The following is a 15,844-nucleotide window of genomic DNA, read 5'->3' as shown; positions in this document are numbered from 1 at the left end:
TCGATGACCGATCCCACCCCCGAGCCCGACGTCGAGCGCGACGGCGGGGACGCGGACGACGCGACCCGCACAGCCAGCGAGCCGCCGCGGACGGACGCCGAGCACGACCGCGACGCCGCCCGGCCGATCGACCGGCTCCCGTACGACGACCTCGTCGAGGCCGCCGCGGAGCCGGCCGACGACGGAGGGTCGGCGCCCGCGACCGACGCCCCCGCCGACCCGTCGGCCCCGCCCGTACCGTGGGCGCGCTTCGGCGCCGAGACCCAGCCGCTGGCCGAGGAGGCCATCGACGACGGCGCCGCCGTCGACGTCGACGACCCAACCGTCCAGTTGAGCCGCGAGCTGAGCGAACTCGCCTTCCAGCGGCGCGTCCTCCACGAGGCCGCCGACGACCGGAACCCGCTGCTCCACCGGCTGCGGTTCCTCGGCATCACGACGAAGAACATGGACGAGTTCTTCATGAAGCGCGTCGGCGGGCTGAAACAGCAGTTGGCCGCGGGCGTCACCGAGACGACGCCCGACGGGCGCACGCCGCAAGCGCAGTGGGAGGCGGTGCTCGACCACGCGCGCGACATCTTCGAGCGGCAGTCGCGGTGTTACGCCGAGTCCATCGAGCCCGCGCTCAGGGAGGCGGGCATCAACGTCGTCTCGTGGGACGAGTTGAGCGAGCGCGAGCACGACCGCCTCGCCGAACACTTCGAGCGACAGGTGATGCCGACGCTCACGCCCCTGACGTTCGACCCCGCCCACCCGTTCCCGTTCATCTCCAACCTCTCGCTGTCGATCGCTGTGTTGACCCGCGACGAGGACGGCGAACAGCGGTTCTCGCGGATCAAGGTGCCGCAGAACCGCCCGCGACTGGTCCCCGTCGACGCGGTGTGTGCGAACCCCGGCGGCACCGAGACCGCCGAGACCGCGACCGACGGGGAGACGAACCGGTTCCTCCCCTTGGAGCGGCTGATCGAGGCGAACCTCGAGACGCTGTTCCCCGACGCCGAGGTGGTGTCGGCGTCGACGTTCCGCGTGACGCGCAACGCGGAGGTGCGACGCAACGAGGAGGTCGCCGAGGGGCTCATCGAGATGATCGAGGACGTCCTCCGGCAGCGTCGCTTCGCGACGGTCGTCCGGCTGGAGGTGGCCGACGACACGCCCGAGGAGGTGCGCGACCTCCTCGTCGAACACCTCGACGTGAGCGACCGCGAGGTGTTCGTGCGGCCGGAGCCGCTCGCCCTCGACGGGTTCGAGGCGATCGTCGATCTGGACCGCCCCGACCTGAAGCCGGAGCCGTGGACGCCCCAGCGCCACCCGCGGTTCGCCGGGGTCGACGCCGACCGGCCGCAGGACCTGTTCGCGGAACTGCGGCGCGACGACGTGCTCGTCCACCACCCGTACCACTCGTTCGGCGGCACCGTCCAGACGTTCCTCGACGCGGCGGCTCACGACCCGGACGTGCTCGCGATCAAGGCGGCCATCTACCGCACCGCCCCCGACTCGAAGGTGATCGGGAGCCTCATCGACGCCGCCAAGAACGGCAAACAGGTCGCGGTGATGGTCGAGCTGAAGGCGCGCTTCGACGAGGAGAACAACCTCCGGTGGGTCAAACGGCTCGAGGAGGAGGGGATCCACGTCGCCTACGGTACCATCGGCCTCAAGACCCACTCGAAGGTGGCGCTGGTCGTCCGCGAGGAGGACGGCGACGTGGCGACGTACTCCCACGTCGGCACCGGCAACTACCACTCCGGCACCGCCAAGGGGTACGTCGATCTGGGGCTGTTCACCGCCGACGAGGCCATCGGCGGCGACCTCGTGAACCTGTTCAACTCCTTCACCACCCACGCGCGCCACCGCGAGTACGACCGCCTGCTCGTCGCGCCGGAGAACCTCCGGTCGCGGGTCACCGAGTTGATCCGCAACGAGGCGGCGGTCGCCCGCGAAGGCGGCGACGGCCGCATCGTCGCCAAGATGAACGCGCTCGAGGACCCCGAGATCGTCCGCGAACTGTACCGCGCGGCCCGCGCCGGCGTCGACATCGACCTGATCGTCCGCGGGATCTGCCGGCTCCGACCGGGGATCGAGGGCCTGTCGGGGACGGTCAGGGTCCACAGCGTCGTCGGCCGCTTCCTCGAGCACTCCCGGATCTACTACTTCGCCAACGGCGAGGGCGAGGGCGAACCGGCGTACTTCGTCGGCTCGGCCGACTGGATGACGCGCAACCTCGACCGCCGGGTCGAGGCGGTCGCGCCCGTCGACGACCCCGACGTGCGGGCGGAGCTGGAGACGGTGCTGGCGCACATGCTCGCGGACAACCGCCGGCGGTGGATGATGCGCCCCGACGGGAGCTACGCCCAACTGGAACCCGGCGAGGGCGACCCGGTCCTCGACACCCACGAGCGACTCGCCGAGCGCGCGCGCCGGAGCGCGCCGGAGGCCGACACGCGGCCGGCGTCGAACGACCCCGGCCGGGAGCCGGAGGTCGACCTCGACGAGGTGTACACGGACGTCGGGGACCCGTAACCACGGAAGCGAGGGCCGGACGCGGGCCGCGGTCGCCCGAGCGTCTCCCCTCCCTCACCGCGCCGCGCTCACTCCGGCTTCAGCGTCCGCCCGAACAGCACCGCCGCGACGACGACGGCGACGAACCCGCCGGTACCGACCGCGAACAGCGTCGGGTAGTTCGCGACGTACACGAGCAGGGCGACGACCGCGCCGACGCCGACACCGATCGTGACGGCGTCGGTCGGCTCGGAGAGATCCATATACGGCCAGCGACCGGCGTCGACTTCAAGCCACCCCCGCGACGCCGGTCCCGGCGCGGGCCCGCGGGTGGCTTCCGCGAGGCTTTGCCGGGCGCGCGGGGAGCGACCGTATGGCCAAGCAGCCGCACCTGCTCGTCGACGAGGGCGACGTCCACGACGTCGCGCTCATCCCGGGCAACCCCGACCGCGTCGACCGCATCGCGAGCCACTGCGACGAGTCGGAACTCGTCGCCGAGAACCGCGAGTACCGTATCGTCAACGCCGTGTACGAGGGCGTCGACCTCACCGTCTGTTCGACCGGGATCGGCTGTCCGTCGGCCGCCATCGCCATCGAGGAGCTGCACAACGTCGGCGTCGACACCGTGATCCGCGTCGGCACCTGCGGCGGGCTCCAGACGGACGTCGAGATCGGCGACATGGTCGTCGCCACCGGCGCCGCCAAGGAGGAGGGGACGAGCAAGCGCTACGAGTCCGCGACGTACCCCGCGGTCCCGGACTACGGCACGCTCACCGCGCTCGTCGATGCCGCCGAGGCGAACGACGAACAGGTGCACGTCGGCCCCATCGTCTCCGACGACGCGTTCTACAACGAGTCCGACGAGTACGTCGCCGACTGGGAGGAGGCCGGTCTCCTCGCCATCGAGATGGAGGCCGCCGCCGTCTTCTCGTTGGCGCGCCGCCGCGGGATGGACGCCGGCGCCATCTGCACCGCCGACGGCAACCTCGTCGCCGGCACCCAGAAGGGCGCCGACTCCGACGAGGAGCCGAGAAGGCGAAGAACAACGTCGGCCGCGCCATCGACATCGCGCTCGACGCCGTCGCGTCGCTGTAGCGCGCCCACCGATCCGGGATGCGCGGCGACGACTCGACCGACGACGGCGACGACTCGACCGACGACGGCGACGACGCGGACGCCACGACCCCCGGGCTCGCCGATCGGGTCGCGGCGGCGACCGCGCGCGGCGCCCGCCGGCTCCGTCGGCTCGAGCGACGGGAGGTGGTCTCGTTCCGCCGGTGGGTGGAGAACACGGAGAACCTGCTCCACCTCACCGTCGTGGTGGTCGTGCCGGCGGTCGTCGGCCTCGTCACGCAGTTGTCGAACTCGCTGACGCTGTTCTCGTTTCTGCTGTTCCCGCCGCTGGCGTCGGGGTCGTACACGCTGTTCGCGAACCCGGGCGGGGAGTACGCCGACCCCACGCGGTTCATCGCGGGGCTCACCGCCGGCGCCGGCTGCGGCTGGGCGGCGCTGCGCGCCATCGACGCCGCGACGGCGGGCACCGGCCCGGCGGTGAGTCCGGCGGCCGCGGCGTTCTCCATCCTCCTCGCGGGGCTCGCGACGTGGGCGCTCGACGTCGAGGAGCCGTCCGCCTACTCGGCGGCGCTGCTCGTGCTCGCCGCGCCGGACCGGGCGGCGCTGTACGTGCTGTTCACGCTCGTCGGGTCGACGCTGGTCGCGGGCGTGTTCCTCGCGTGGCGCCGCTGGTTCTACGACCGTCGCGCGTCGCTGCTGTACGGCTCGATCCGCGGCGACGACAACGTGATCGTCCCGATGCGGGGCGCGGGGGCCGAGCGGACGGCGCTGTTCGCCGCCCGGCTGGCCGCCCCCCACGAGGCCGGGAAGGTGGTGCTCCTCGGCGTCGTCGACGACGAGGCAGACGCCGACGCCGTCGCCGAGCACCTCGAGGACCGGGCCGCCCGGATCCGCCGGGGCGTCGGCGTCCCCTGCGAGGTGGTCGTCGCCGCCGGCGACCCGGTCGCCACCCTCCGACGGGCGGCGCGCGAGACGGGGTGTGACCTCGTCGCCACGCCGTACGCCGACGACGACGCCGGCGCCTCGGCGTTCGTCCGGGCGGTGTTCGACGGCCCGCAGGACGCCGTCGCCTTCCGGTCGGTCGGCGAGGGCGACCGCTGGCGCCGCGTCCTCGTGTTGGTGGCCCGCCCGGGCGACTCGGCGCACGCGATGGTCGACTTCGCCACGCGCCTCGCGCGCGACGCGGGCCACGTCTCGGTGTGCACCTGCGTCGGGAGCGAACGCGAGCGTCGCTCGGCGGAGGCCCGCCTCGCGAACGTCGTCGAGACCGTGGACGACCCCGTCGAGACGCGGATCGCCCGCTCCGACGTCGAGTCGTTCGTCGACGCGAACGCCGGCGCGTACGACCTGGTGATGGTCGGCTCCTCGGGCGACCGTTCGGGCGTCTCCCGGGCCGTGTCGCCGCCGACGTTCGAGCGGCTCCGCGGCGTCGACTGCGACGTGGCCGTCGTCGACCGCGGCGACCCGCGGTGAGGGCGCGCGACGGCTCTCGAGGAGCCGGCGGCCGGTCGCGGCGTCGGCCCCGCGCTTCCGGCCGACACCGGCGTTTATGCCGCCCCGGTCCGCGGTCGAACCCGTGGCCCGCGACGAGTACCCAACGGTCGAGGCGCCGCGCAGCGGCAAGCGCGTCCGCTACCTCGACACCGCCGACCGGACCGACGGCGAGGCGGCACGCTTCGAGATGTGGCTCGCCCCGCCGCCGGAGTCGGCGGGGCCGATGCGGCACGTCCACCCCGAGCAGGACGAGGACCTGGAGGTCGTCGCGGGAACGCTCGGCGTGTGGCACGAGGGGACCACGCGGACGCTCGGGCCCGGCGAGTCGGTCACGATCCCCGCCGGCGACGCACACCGGTTCTGGAACGCCGGCGACGACGAACTCCACCTGATCGGCGAGGTGCGTCCCGCGCTCGACACGGAGGCGTTCATGTACGTCACCTACGGCCTCGCGGGCGACCACCTCGCGACGGCGTCGGGGATGCCGCTGAACCCCCTGCTGCTCGCGCCGGTGCTCGCCGAGTACGACGACCTGCTGTACCTCGCGGTCGTCCCGGTGTGGCTCCAGAAGCTCGCGATCCGACTGGTCGCACCGGCCGGTCGGGCGCTGGGGTACGGGGCCAGCTACCCGGAGTACGTCCCGGCGGCGCGACGCGAGGCGCTCGCCGGCGTTCGCGACCGGGACGACGACGCCGACCCGGGCGCCCGCTGACACCGGCGTCGCGCTACCCGTCGGTCACGTCGCCGTCGTCCAGCAGCCGTTCGGCGACCGCCTCGGTGTCGTCGGCGCCGAGCGCCGACTCGACGATGAGGTGGCCGCCGATGGTCGCCGGCGAGATGACCGTGTTCGCGCCCGCCCGCTTCAGCTTGTTCACGTTCTCGCGCTCGGTCGCGGCGGCGACGATGGTCACCTCCGGGTTGAGCTGGCGCGCCGTGAGGATCGACAGGGCGTCCTCGGCGTCGTTGTTCGTCGCGGCGACGACCGCTCGCGCCTCCCCGACCTTCGCCCGCTGGAGCGTCTCCTCGTCGGAGGGGTCCGCAGTGAGGACGCGGACGCCCTCGCGATCGCGGAGCGCGCGCGCGACGGCCTCGTCCGGCGTGACGACGAGGAAGTCGGCGCCGGCGTCGATCAGTTCGTCGATGAGCGGTTCGGTGAGTTCGCCGTGGCCGAGCACGATGACGTGGTCGGCGAGTAGGTCGATGTCTGAGTCGGTCATGCGTCCGAGTGCGTTGGTGAGGCGGGCTTCGATGAGCGGGGTGAACAGGACACCGAGCGCGACCGCGAAGGCGGCGACGTTGAGCACGAGCGCCGACATCGCGAACCACTTCGCGACCGGGGAGGTGGGCGTCACGTCGCCGTAGCCGACGGTCGAGGCGGTGACCACCGAGAAGTACACGGCGTCGGTGACCGTGGTGATGTTGGTGAACTCGTCGGCGAGCGCGAACGCGCCGGCGGTGGAGTAGCCGAGCGAGCCGACCAGGCCCGCGAGCGACGCCCACTGAGTCGTCGTCAGGTCCACCTCGCCGGCGAACACCCGACGGTTGAGCACGACCGCGACCAACGCCGCCAGCGACAGCCCGACCAGCGGCGGCCCGGCGACGGTCGACCCGACGAGCCCCTGCACCGCGGTCAGCGGGAGCAACACCACCGCCGCGTACCAGCCGGCCCGGAGCCCGCGGCGCAGCCCGTAGGCGGCGATCAACAGGACGAAGCCGGTGAGCGCCCCGGTGAACCCCGCCAGTTCGGTGGCTCCCTCCGGGAGCAGCGCGACGAACGGGAGGCGCGTCGCCGGCTGCGTGACGATCCCGCCGATACCGGCGACGATCGAGAGCAACGCGGCCGCGCCGACCAGCAACACCGCGATCCGGCCGCCGAGGCGGTCCCGCCAGCTTGCCATTGTCGCCACGAGTCCGCGAGCCGGCATAAGCGACCCGACATTCGACCCGGCACACCCCGGTCCCTCCGAGCCACGGCGGTAGGGATTTGTACGTCCGGCGTTTGCGGGGACGCATGCCTGCCTCTTCGCTCCCGGTCCAGGTGATGTTGGGCCTGTACCTGGGGCTCCTCACCGGGATCGTCCCCGCGCTCGTCGCGTGGACGCTCGGCTTCGCGTTCAAGTACTTCACCGGTGTGTCGATCCCCGGGTTCGGTGTCGTCGTGCTCTCGCTCGCCATCGCGGGGGTCAACGGCGGCCTGCTCGCGCTCAACGACCAGTCGATCCGGGACGCCGCGAACGGGACCGCGCTGCTCATCGCGATCATCGTCGTGTTGATGATCTCGCTGTACGCCCACGCGAAGGGCGACGCCATGGGGGCGGCGCTCCCGAAGCGGATCACCCTCAAGAGCCTCACCGAGCGGACGCTCTCGACGGACGTGGTCGATCTCGCCAACGGCCGCGGACAGGTCCATGTCACCGTCGTCGGCGGCGTCGCCGGCGTCGAGGGGTACCCCGCGCTCCCCGCCGAGCTGCGGGAGTCGGTGCGGACGTTCGCCGAAGACTTCCCGGCGGACCTCCCGCTGCGCGAACTGGAGGGGGCCGTCGCCGAGCGACTCCGATCCGAGTTCGACCTCGCGGACGTGACGGTCCGCCTCGACGAGCGCGGCCGGGCGACGGTGTCGGCGGCGCCGCCGTTGGCCGGCGTCTCCAAGCGCGTCCCCGAGGGGAAGCGCGCCGTGTCGGTGTCGGCACTCCTCCCGACCGGCCTCGCGCACGGCGACGAGGTGACGGTCGTCCCGACCGCCGGGGACCCGGTGACCGGCACCGTCGTGGCGGCGACCACCGACGGGTCGAAGCCCGACAAGAAGCCCGCCGCGACCGACGGCGGGACCGACGCGGCCGCGCCCGCGGCCCCCGGCGTCGCCGACGACCGCGGGGGTGACGGCCGCCTCACCGTGGCGGTCGACCGCGCGGCCGCGACCGCGCTGCTGGGCGCCGGCGTCCGGCGCGTGGTCGTCCGCTCGCGCGGCACCCGCCGCGAATTCGAACTGCTGTCGCTGCTGCGGCGCGCGGGCAAGCGGTTCCGCCGCCTCTCGGTCGCGCCGGGCGGCCCGCTCGACGGCCACAGTCTCCGGTCGGTCGCCGTCCGCGACGAGTACGGCGTCGCGGTGTTGGCCGTCCGCGACGACGGTCGCTGGCGCCTCGCCCCGGACGGCGACGTGACGCCCGAGGCGGGCGCGGACATGATCCTCGTCGGGACCCGCGACGCGCTCGACCGGTTCGCGAGGGAGGTGGCCGCGTGAGCCCCGTCGCCGCGGGCGTCCCGCTACAGTCGCCGGCCGACGCGCTCGGGGTCGTGAACGTCGCCCGGCTCGTCGGCTTCGCGACGGTGTCGTTCCTCGTCGCCGCCGCGGGGGCGGCCGCCTACCGCTGGTACGTGAACGACTCGGTGCCGCCCGGGCTCACGACGCTGCTCGGCACGGCCGTCGTGGCGGTGTACCTCAACACGGTCGGGCTGTTCTCCACGGTGATCCCGGTTGAGGGCGTCGTCGCGTCCGACCCGTTCGCGACCCCGGTGGTGGTGCGGAACGTGATCAGCCTCCTCGTCGCCGCCGGCGCCGCGCCCGTCGGCCGACGGGCCGGCGACCGATTCGCCACCAACGTGACGGCCGTCGCCGGCGCCGACCGCGTCGAGGGAGAACTGAGCCGCTTCGCGCGGACGGTCGGCCGGATCCGGCCCGTCGAGCTTCCCGACGAGATCGGCGACATCGACGGGTACGACCCGGCCGACGCCGCCACGAAGGAGCGCCTCGTCGGCCAGACGCTGCTGTTCCCGCGCCGGCTCTCCGACGCGGAACTGCGCGACCGGTTCGTGAGCCGCCTGAAGGAGGAGTACGGCGTCGGCCACGTCGACGCCGAGTTCGACGGCGACGAACTGACCCACCTCGCCGTCGGCCGCCGGATGGCGGGGATCGGACCCACCCTCGGCCCGGGCGCGTGTGCGGTCGCCGTTCGCGCGGACCCGCCACACGGCGCCGGCCCCGGCGACGCGGTGCAGGTGTGGCGCCGCGTCGAACGGTCGGCCGGGGCGGAGGTCGACCCCGGAGAGCCGCTCCCGGAGGCCGACGGCGGCGCCCCCGACCGGGACGGGTTCGAGCGCGTGGCCACCGCGGGCCCGCGCGGCCGCGGGCGACGTGGTGACGCTCGCGGTCGACGAGTCGGACGTCGCCCCCTCGAGGCCGCCGGCGAGTACCGGCTGGTGACGATGCCGGTCGCCCCCGCGCCGACCGGGAGTTCGCCGGCTTGCTCCGCGTCGCCGACGAGACGATGGCCGCGATCACCGTCGCGGCCGACAGCGAACTGAGCCGGGGGACCGTCGGCGACCTCCCCGGGGCTGTGATCGCCGTCGAGGCCGCCGACGGCGCGATCGAGCCGATCCCGGCGCGCGCCCGGACGCTCGCGGCCGACGAGACGGTGTACGTCGTCGCCCGCCCGGAGTCGCTCCGGGAACTGGAACGGCGCGCCGGGCGCGCCGACACCGCCGCCGCCCGCGACGCATGATGTCGACCGCGGGATCCGCCTCCCGGGTCGGCCGGCGCAACGCTCTTGCCCGCCCGAGCGGGACGGTGGGGTATGCACTGGAAGCTGTTCGCCGACCTCGCCGAAGCGGCCGGCGAGTCCGAGCCGTCCGTCGACGCCCCGGAGGCGACGACGGTCGGCGACGCGCTTGACGCGCTCCTCGACGCCCACCCCGCGCTCGCCACCCGCGTGCTCGACGAGGACGGCGAACTCAGGGGGCACGTCAACCTCCTCCGCAACGGCCGGGACGTCCGCGAGGGCGAGGGGCTCGACACGCCGGTCGACCCCGACGACGAACTCGCGCTGTTCCCGCCGGTCAGCGGTGGGTGAGCCCCAAACCGTGGGACGGCGCCACGGGGCGCGACCCTTTCGGAAGCCTTAATTGTGTTCCAGCGGAACTCGTGATTGCAGCAAGCCCCGGTCGGGTTGGTAGTCTAGTCCGGTTATGACACCTCCTTGACATGGAGGAGGCCGGCGGTTCAAATCCGCCCCAACCCACTCTCTTCGTTCGACCGTTCCCTCGTCGAGCTGTTGCTCAGTTCCCTCACCCTCGGAGCGGTGTCGGTCCGCGGGAGACCGACAGCGTTCGGCCCGTTACCTCGACCGCGCCGCCGTCACAGCCGGCGCTCGGCGTCGAGCGTGGGGTGCGGCGGTCGGAGCGACCCGTCGCGGGGACCAGCCGTCGGGTCGCGGGGTCTGCTCAGTCGAGTCGGTTCGCGCCGTAGTCGTGTCCGAGCACCAGCGCGGCCGCGTTCGCCAACAGGAGGCCGAGGAGGACGGCGAACCGGTCGGGCGTGACACCGCCGGCGAGCAGCGGGAGGTACACGAGCGGGAGGCCGATGGCGACGTAGAAGGCGGCCGCACGGATCGGGACGACCGCGGCGGTCTTGCCCGTGCCCGTAGCCTTCGCCAGGAGGTTCTTCACGTCGGTCGGCGTGGACATCGACTCGCGCAGCGACGCGACCGATGGGAGGGTGTTGGAGGGACTCATCGTCACCCGAACGATCACCCCCTACCCACAAATAGTATGCCGAGCATTCGTGACGGTTCGGACCGTTCACCGCCGACCCCTCGCATCCCCACACGTTTCACGAGCGCCCGAGGATCGCTTAGAACGTTCAAACCGGGCGCTAACTCTTTTTCGCGCGGCGACCTGGGCGGAGTTCTGTCGGCGCTCGATTCGTCGGAACCCATGCCCGACGGTCGGGATCGATAGCCGGCTCGCTCGTGTGTCGCCACGATAGGTGAAAACCCACCTCAGTTCCCGTCGGTCCACGTGTCCGTTCGGCCCGTTCGGTGCTCGGCTGTCGCCCGGATCCGTTCCGGGTTCGGCCCACCGAGCGACAGCTCGAGCAACTCGCGCGGCGAACGGCGAGCGGAAACCGGGACGGGGTTCGCCGCGTCGCCGGTCCCGTCGCGGGACGGCGGCGCCGCTCCGTGTGAGAGTGTGGAGACGTGGTCGACGGCGGGGGACGGGACCGCGTTCAGCGGTCGCCGTCGCCCGCCGACCCGTTCGCGGCGCCGTCCGCGTCCGGCTGTCGGACGTCGGCCATGCCGGCCATGGGGTTGCCGACCCGGTCCGGGTCGACGTCGGCGTCGTAGTCCTCGTCGGCGTAGAGGTGGCAAGCCACCGCGTGCCGGTCGTCGCTCAACAGGGGGTCCTCCTCCTCGCACGGCGAGGCGAAGCCGTCCCGGAGGCGCTGTGCGGCCTCGTCCTCCCGGCCGTTGGCGAGGATCTCGAGCGCGTCCTCGACGGTGTCCATCGTCGCGCCCGAGAGACCGTGCAGGTCGAACTCGTCGCGCAACGCCTCCTTGAACACGACCGTGTCGCGCTCGAACGGCTCGTCGCCGTCGTGTTCGCTCTCCAGCGTCTCCCAGACGGACGCGGCGGAGAACCCCTGGCGTTCGAGCCGGTTGCGGAGGTCCATCACGCCGCGGTACTGTTCCTGCGGGATGTCGACGGTCACCGGCTGGATCACCTTCGGACACCGCGTCCGGAAGTGGCACCCAGACGGCGGGTTCCGCGGCGACGGCACGTCGCCGGAGAGCGCGTCGACGCGCCGGCCCTGCTCCTCGACGGAAGCGCGCGGCACCGACTCCAGGAGCGCCTCCGTGTACGGGTGCTTCGGCGACTCGAAGATGGCGTCCGTCGGTCCCGTCTCGATCACCTCGCCGAGGTACATCACGGCGACGCGGTCGCAGATGTGCCGGACGACCGAGAGGTCGTGTGCGATGAACAGGTACGTCAGCCCGAACTCCGTCTGGAGGTCCTCCAACAGGTTCAGGATCTGGGCCTGCACGCTCACGTCGAGCGCCGACACCGGCTCGTCGAGGACGACGAACTCGGGGTCGAGCGCGAGCGCGCGGGCGATGCCGACGCGCTGGCGCTGGCCGCCCGAGAACTCGTGCGGGTAGCGGTCGATCTGGTCGGCCGAGAGCCCGACGCGCTCGAGCAGTTCCTTGGCGCGGTCGCGGCGCCACTCGCGCTTCGAGCGACCGTCGTCGGGCGACTCCTCGGGGAGGTCGTGGATCTTCAGCCCCTCGCTCACGATGTCGCCGACCGTCATCCGCGGGTCGAGACTGGAGAACGGGTCCTGGAAGACGATGCCGGCGCGCTTGCGGAACCGCGTCAGCTCCTCGCGCGACATCGCCATCACGTCCTCGCCGTCGAACTCGACGGTGCCGGCGGTCGCCTCCCGCAGGCGCAGGAGGGTCTCGCCGGTCGTCGACTTGCCGCAGCCGGACTCGCCGACGACGCCGAGCGTCTCGCCGCGGTGGACGTCGAGGTCGACCCCGTCGACCGCCTTCACGCTCGTGGGGTCGCGCCCGAGCAGTTTGTCGAACAGCGTGTCGTCCTCGAAGTAGTACTTCCGCAGTCCGCGGACCTTCAACAGCGGCTCCTCGTCGCGAGCGACGGCCGCGCCGTCGGTCGCCGACTCCTCGGCGGCCCGGGTCGACTCACTCATCGCCGCGCACCTCCTCGTTCCGGTCGAAGTGGTCCGGCGGGAGCGCGTCGGCCTCGCTGAACTCCCGCTCGGCGAGGACACAGCGGGCCGTGTGCTCGTCGCTCCCCGGGTCGGCGTCGTACTCGGAGATCGGCTGGAGGCAGTCGGTCATCGCCTTCGGACAGCGGTCGGCGAAGAAACACCGCCCGCCCATCTCCTCGTCGAGCAGCGAGGGGACGTTCCCCTCGATCGGCTGGAGCCGCGGCGCGGGGTCGTCGAGGTCGGGGATCGACCCGAGCAGCCCCTGCGTGTACGGGTGGACGGGCGTCTCGAACACGTCTGACAGCGTCCCGCGCTCGACGATCTGGCCGGCGTACATGACGCCGACGCGGTTGCACATCCGCGCGATGACTCCCAGGTCGTGGGTGATCATCACGACGGACGTGCCGGCCTGTTCCTGCAGGTCGCGCAGGAGGTTCAGGATCTGCGCTTGGATCGTCACGTCGAGCGCGGTCGTCGGCTCGTCGGCGATCAACACGTCCGGTTCGCCGGCGAGCGCCTGCGCGATCATCGCGCGCTGGAGCATCCCGCCGGAGAACTGGTGGGGGTACTCGTGGGCGCGCTCGGCCGGGTCGGGGATACCGACCTGTTCGAGTAACTCGATCGCCCGGTTCATGCTCGACTCCGAGGTGAACCCCCGGTTCGGGAGCAGGGTGTCGGCGATGAGCTTCCCCATCCCGTACCCCTGCGTCCGCGAGCGCGTCCGGCGCGGGTTCGCCGTCGCGCGCCGTTGCACCTCGACGGCCTCGGCGATCTGCTCGCCGACGGTGACCGAGGGGTTCAGCGACGACATCGGGTCCTGGAACACCATCGAGAACGCCGGCCCGCGGAGCGCGCGCCGCACCCCCTTCGGGAGCCGGCGCGTGTCGACGAACTCGCCGTCGACGGCGTCGGGGAGACGGTCGCGGAACTCCTCGGCCAGATCGGCGTCGCGGTACCACACCTCGCCGCCGGTGACGCGGCCGGGCGAGTCGACGAGGTCGATCAGCGACAGCGCCGTCACCGACTTGCCGGAGCCGGACTCGCCGACGATGCCGAAGATCTCGCCGTCGCGGACGGTGAAGCTCACCGACTCGACGGCGTTCACCTGCCCCTCCTCGGTGAAGAAGCGGGTGGAGAGGTCGCGCACGCGGAGCACGTCGTCCGGGTGGCCGGCGGGGGCGCCACGGGACTCGCCCGCGGCTGCCGTGTCGCTCATCTACAGCCCCCCCTCCCCCTCGATGCCGGGGTCGAGCGCGTCGCGGAGCCAGTCCCCAACGAGGTTGATGCCGATGACCGACAGCACGATGGCGAGGCCGGGCACGGTTGCGATCCACCACGACGACGAGAGGTAGTCACGTCCTTGGGCAATGTCGAATCCCCACGAGAGCGTCGTCCCGGAGAACCCCAGGAACGACAGCGCTGACTCCAACAGGATGATCGCGGCGACTTGGATGGTCGCGAGCACGAGGATGGGCGTGATGGCGTTGGGCAGGACGTGCCGGAACACGATCCGGGCGTCGCTGCCGCCCAGCGCGCGGGCGGCCTTCACGTACTCCTCCTCGCGGATGGAGAGCGCCTCGCCGCGCGCGATGCGGGCGAACCACACCCAGTTGACGAAGCCGACGACGAGGATGACGACCGTGGGCAACACGACCGTCTCGGGCATCGGCGTCGGCAGGCCGACCAACTCGCGGAACCAGCCGGCGAAGCCGGTCGACACGAGCGGGTCGGTGATCCGGTAGGCGACGTCGGCTTGGAACCGGCTGAACAGCCCGATGAGGGCGATCGCCAGCACCAGCGACGGGAACGCCAACGAGACGTCGGCGGTCCGCATCAGGAGGTCGTCGACCCGGCCGCGGTAGTAGCCCGCGGTGAGGCCGACCGTGACCCCCAACAGCGCCGCCAACACGGTCCCGAAGAACCCGACCAACAGCGACGTCCGCGCGCCGTAGATGGCCCGCGAGAGCATGTCCTGCCCCAGCGAGTTCGTCCCGAGCGGGTACGTCGTCGTCGCGTTCACGGTCACGTTCTCGGTGACGGTCTCGATGCTCCCGTTGACCATCTCCGACCGCGTCTGCTGTTCGGTGTCGGTGAACCCCAGCGGCGGCAGCTGCGCCTGATCGAGGGTCTGCGTGCGGGGGTTGTGCGGCGCGATCAACGGCGCGAACACCGCCGCCAACAACACGAGCACGACCAACACCACGCCGATCCGCGCCAGCCCCGACGAGCGGAACTCCTTGCGGAGGTTCCGGATCGTCCGCGGCGAGATCGAGATCGGGCCGATCTTCATTCCGCCACCACCCGCGGGTCGAGGTACGCGTACAGCGCGTCGACCGCGATGTTGAGCAGGACGAAGCCGCAGCCGATGACGATGAGGCTGCCCTGGAGGATCGGCCAGTCACGGGCGTTGATCGCCCGGATGATCTCCGTGCCGAGTCCCGGCCACGCGAACACCGCCTCCGTGATGACCGCGCCGCCGATGAGCGTCCCGAGTTGGAGCCCCAGCACGGTCACCACCGGCACCAGCGTGTTCCGCAGCACGTGTTTGTAGCGCACGAGCGTCTCGGGGAGGCCCTTCGCGCGGGTCGCGCGGACGTACCCCTGCGACAGCTCGTCGAGCATCCCCGAGCGGACGAGCCGGGTGATGAGCGCCGTGAAGTACGTCCCCAGCGTGATCGCCGGGAGGAACAGCGACGCGAGCCACGCGGTCGCGACCGTGAAGAACGGCTCTGGCCCGGTGATCGCCGCGAGCGTCTGGCCGAAGCCGTACGCGCGGCCGCTCGTGGGGAACACGTTCAACTCGACGGCGAACACCAACACGAGCATGATGCCGAGCCAGAAGTTCGGCGTCGAGATGCCCAGCAGCGAGAACGACGTCGCCGCGTAGTCCGCGGGCTCGTGGCGGCGCGTCGCCGAGATCACGCCCAGCGGGATCGACAACGCGACGGCGACGAGGCTCGCGGCGACCGCGAGTTCGAGCGTCGCCGGCAGCTTCTGGAACACCTGCACGGACGCCGGGATGCTGGAGATGTACGAGTACCCCATGTTGCCCTGCAACAGCTCGGCGAGGTAGTCGAGGTACTGGACGTACAGCGGCTGGTCCAGCCCCAGCTCCTCGGCGATCCGTTGCCGCGTCTCCTGGCTCGCGTCCAGCGGCGCGACGGTGTCGATGGGCGACCCCGGCGTGATGAACCGGAGGACGAACACGACGGTCACGACTCCCCAGACGACGCCGACTCCCTGTACACCCCGTTTCAGCAGAAAACGGCCGTAACCCAT

14 protein-coding genes, 1 tRNA gene and 1 pseudogene are annotated in these 15,844 nt (G+C 72.1%); 9 read left to right on the top strand and 7 right to left on the bottom strand.

The window, feature by feature from the left end; all coding sequences use genetic code 11:
• The first annotated feature begins 3 nt into the window (after positions 1–3).
• Positions 4–2,514, top strand: a complete 2,511-nt coding sequence (gene ppk1, locus P0R35_RS06595) for a polyphosphate kinase 1 (protein ID WP_284014400.1) — start codon at positions 4–6, stop codon at positions 2,512–2,514.
• Between the two features lie 68 nt (positions 2,515–2,582).
• Here ppk1 and P0R35_RS06590 read toward each other — a convergent pair whose 3' ends face one another.
• Positions 2,583–2,756, bottom strand: coding sequence for a hypothetical protein (locus P0R35_RS06590; protein ID WP_284014399.1), 174 nt, complete (start codon positions 2,754–2,756; stop codon positions 2,583–2,585).
• A gap of 110 nt (positions 2,757–2,866) precedes the next feature.
• Here P0R35_RS06590 and P0R35_RS06585 point away from each other — a divergent pair.
• The 3 genes and pseudogenes from P0R35_RS06585 (at position 2,867) to P0R35_RS06575 (ending at position 5,773) form a co-directional block, all read left to right on the top strand.
• A pseudogene (locus P0R35_RS06585) lies at positions 2,867–3,588 on the top strand (guanosine phosphorylase).
• 165 nt (positions 3,589–3,753) lie between these two features.
• On the top strand, positions 3,754–5,040 hold the full coding sequence (locus P0R35_RS06580) for an HPP family protein (RefSeq protein WP_284014577.1): 1,287 nt from the start codon (positions 3,754–3,756) through the stop codon (positions 5,038–5,040).
• Between the two features lie 103 nt (positions 5,041–5,143).
• Complete coding sequence (locus P0R35_RS06575) at positions 5,144–5,773, top strand: cupin domain-containing protein (RefSeq protein ID WP_284014398.1); 630 nt, start codon at positions 5,144–5,146, stop codon at positions 5,771–5,773.
• 13 nt (positions 5,774–5,786) lie between these two features.
• Here the strand turns inward: P0R35_RS06575 and P0R35_RS06570 are convergent, their stop codons facing one another.
• Positions 5,787–6,959 (bottom strand): NAD-binding protein, encoded by a 1,173-nt coding sequence (locus P0R35_RS06570; RefSeq protein ID WP_284014397.1) that lies wholly within the window; start codon positions 6,957–6,959, stop codon positions 5,787–5,789.
• Between the two features lie 113 nt (positions 6,960–7,072).
• Here P0R35_RS06570 and P0R35_RS06565 point away from each other — a divergent pair, with 113 nt between their 5' ends.
• From P0R35_RS06565 to P0R35_RS06545, 5 genes are all read left to right on the top strand, one after another.
• The gene (locus tag P0R35_RS06565) at positions 7,073–8,302 is read left to right on the top strand and encodes a potassium channel family protein (RefSeq protein WP_284014396.1); all 1,230 of its coding nucleotides are present in this window, start codon (positions 7,073–7,075) and stop codon (positions 8,300–8,302) included.
• Positions 8,299–9,363 carry a DUF8167 domain-containing protein gene (locus P0R35_RS06560; RefSeq protein ID WP_284014395.1) on the top strand — a complete coding sequence of 355 codons (1,065 nt, stop codon included), beginning with the start codon at positions 8,299–8,301 and terminating at the stop codon, positions 9,361–9,363. The genes P0R35_RS06565 and P0R35_RS06560 overlap by 4 nt, the downstream gene beginning before the upstream one ends.
• On the top strand, positions 9,327–9,560 hold the full coding sequence (locus tag P0R35_RS06555; protein WP_284014394.1) for a hypothetical protein: 234 nt from the start codon (positions 9,327–9,329) through the stop codon (positions 9,558–9,560). Before P0R35_RS06560 ends, P0R35_RS06555 begins: the two co-directional genes overlap by 37 nt.
• A gap of 72 nt (positions 9,561–9,632) precedes the next feature.
• Complete coding sequence (locus P0R35_RS06550; protein ID WP_284014393.1) at positions 9,633–9,908, top strand: ubiquitin-like small modifier protein 1; 276 nt, start codon at positions 9,633–9,635, stop codon at positions 9,906–9,908.
• Between the two features lie 93 nt (positions 9,909–10,001).
• A tRNA-Val gene (locus P0R35_RS06545) sits at positions 10,002–10,076 on the top strand.
• A 202-nt stretch (positions 10,077–10,278) separates the two neighbouring features.
• On the opposite strand, the gene P0R35_RS06540 is transcribed toward P0R35_RS06545, so the two are convergent.
• From P0R35_RS06540 to P0R35_RS06520, 5 genes are all read right to left on the bottom strand, one after another.
• Entirely contained in the window at positions 10,279–10,569 is a 291-nt protein-coding gene (locus P0R35_RS06540; RefSeq protein WP_284014392.1) for a DUF8028 family protein, read from the bottom strand.
• 493 nt (positions 10,570–11,062) lie between these two features.
• Complete coding sequence (locus P0R35_RS06535) at positions 11,063–12,544, bottom strand: ABC transporter ATP-binding protein (RefSeq protein ID WP_284014391.1); 1,482 nt, start codon at positions 12,542–12,544, stop codon at positions 11,063–11,065.
• On the bottom strand, positions 12,537–13,781 hold the full coding sequence (locus P0R35_RS06530) for an ABC transporter ATP-binding protein (protein WP_284014390.1): 1,245 nt from the start codon (positions 13,779–13,781) through the stop codon (positions 12,537–12,539). The genes P0R35_RS06535 and P0R35_RS06530 overlap by 8 nt, the downstream gene beginning before the upstream one ends.
• Positions 13,782–14,855, bottom strand: a complete 1,074-nt coding sequence (locus tag P0R35_RS06525) for an ABC transporter permease (protein ID WP_284014389.1) — start codon at positions 14,853–14,855, stop codon at positions 13,782–13,784.
• Entirely contained in the window at positions 14,852–15,844 is a 993-nt protein-coding gene (locus tag P0R35_RS06520) for an ABC transporter permease (protein ID WP_284014388.1), read from the bottom strand. Before P0R35_RS06520 ends, P0R35_RS06525 begins: the two co-directional genes overlap by 4 nt.

This window comes from Halobaculum litoreum (genome assembly GCF_030127125.1).
GTDB lineage: Archaea > Halobacteriota > Halobacteria > Halobacteriales > Haloferacaceae > Halobaculum > Halobaculum litoreum.
The sequence above is the reverse complement of the archived record's forward strand: the minus strand, read 5'-3'. Positions and strand labels throughout refer to the sequence as shown.

What these genes read in the sequence shown, in the direction of transcription:
- ppk1 (WP_284014400.1), top strand. Translation starts at nt 4, where the DNA reads ATGACCGATCCCACCCCCGAGCCCGACGTCGAGCGCGACGGCGGGGAC.
- P0R35_RS06590 (WP_284014399.1), bottom strand. Translation starts at nt 2,756, where the DNA reads ATGGATCTCTCCGAGCCGACCGACGCCGTCACGATCGGTGTCGGCGTC.
- P0R35_RS06570 (WP_284014397.1), bottom strand. Translation starts at nt 6,959, where the DNA reads ATGGCAAGCTGGCGGGACCGCCTCGGCGGCCGGATCGCGGTGTTGCTG.
- P0R35_RS06565 (WP_284014396.1), top strand. Translation starts at nt 7,073, where the DNA reads ATGCCTGCCTCTTCGCTCCCGGTCCAGGTGATGTTGGGCCTGTACCTG.
- P0R35_RS06555 (WP_284014394.1), top strand. Translation starts at nt 9,327, where the DNA reads ATGGCCGCGATCACCGTCGCGGCCGACAGCGAACTGAGCCGGGGGACC.
- P0R35_RS06550 (WP_284014393.1), top strand. Translation starts at nt 9,633, where the DNA reads ATGCACTGGAAGCTGTTCGCCGACCTCGCCGAAGCGGCCGGCGAGTCC.
- P0R35_RS06540 (WP_284014392.1), bottom strand. Translation starts at nt 10,569, where the DNA reads ATGAGTCCCTCCAACACCCTCCCATCGGTCGCGTCGCTGCGCGAGTCG.
- P0R35_RS06535 (WP_284014391.1), bottom strand. Translation starts at nt 12,544, where the DNA reads ATGAGTGAGTCGACCCGGGCCGCCGAGGAGTCGGCGACCGACGGCGCG.
- P0R35_RS06530 (WP_284014390.1), bottom strand. Translation starts at nt 13,781, where the DNA reads ATGAGCGACACGGCAGCCGCGGGCGAGTCCCGTGGCGCCCCCGCCGGC.
- P0R35_RS06525 (WP_284014389.1), bottom strand. Translation starts at nt 14,855, where the DNA reads ATGAAGATCGGCCCGATCTCGATCTCGCCGCGGACGATCCGGAACCTC.
- P0R35_RS06520 (WP_284014388.1), bottom strand. Translation starts at nt 15,844, where the DNA reads ATGGGTTACGGCCGTTTTCTGCTGAAACGGGGTGTACAGGGAGTCGGC.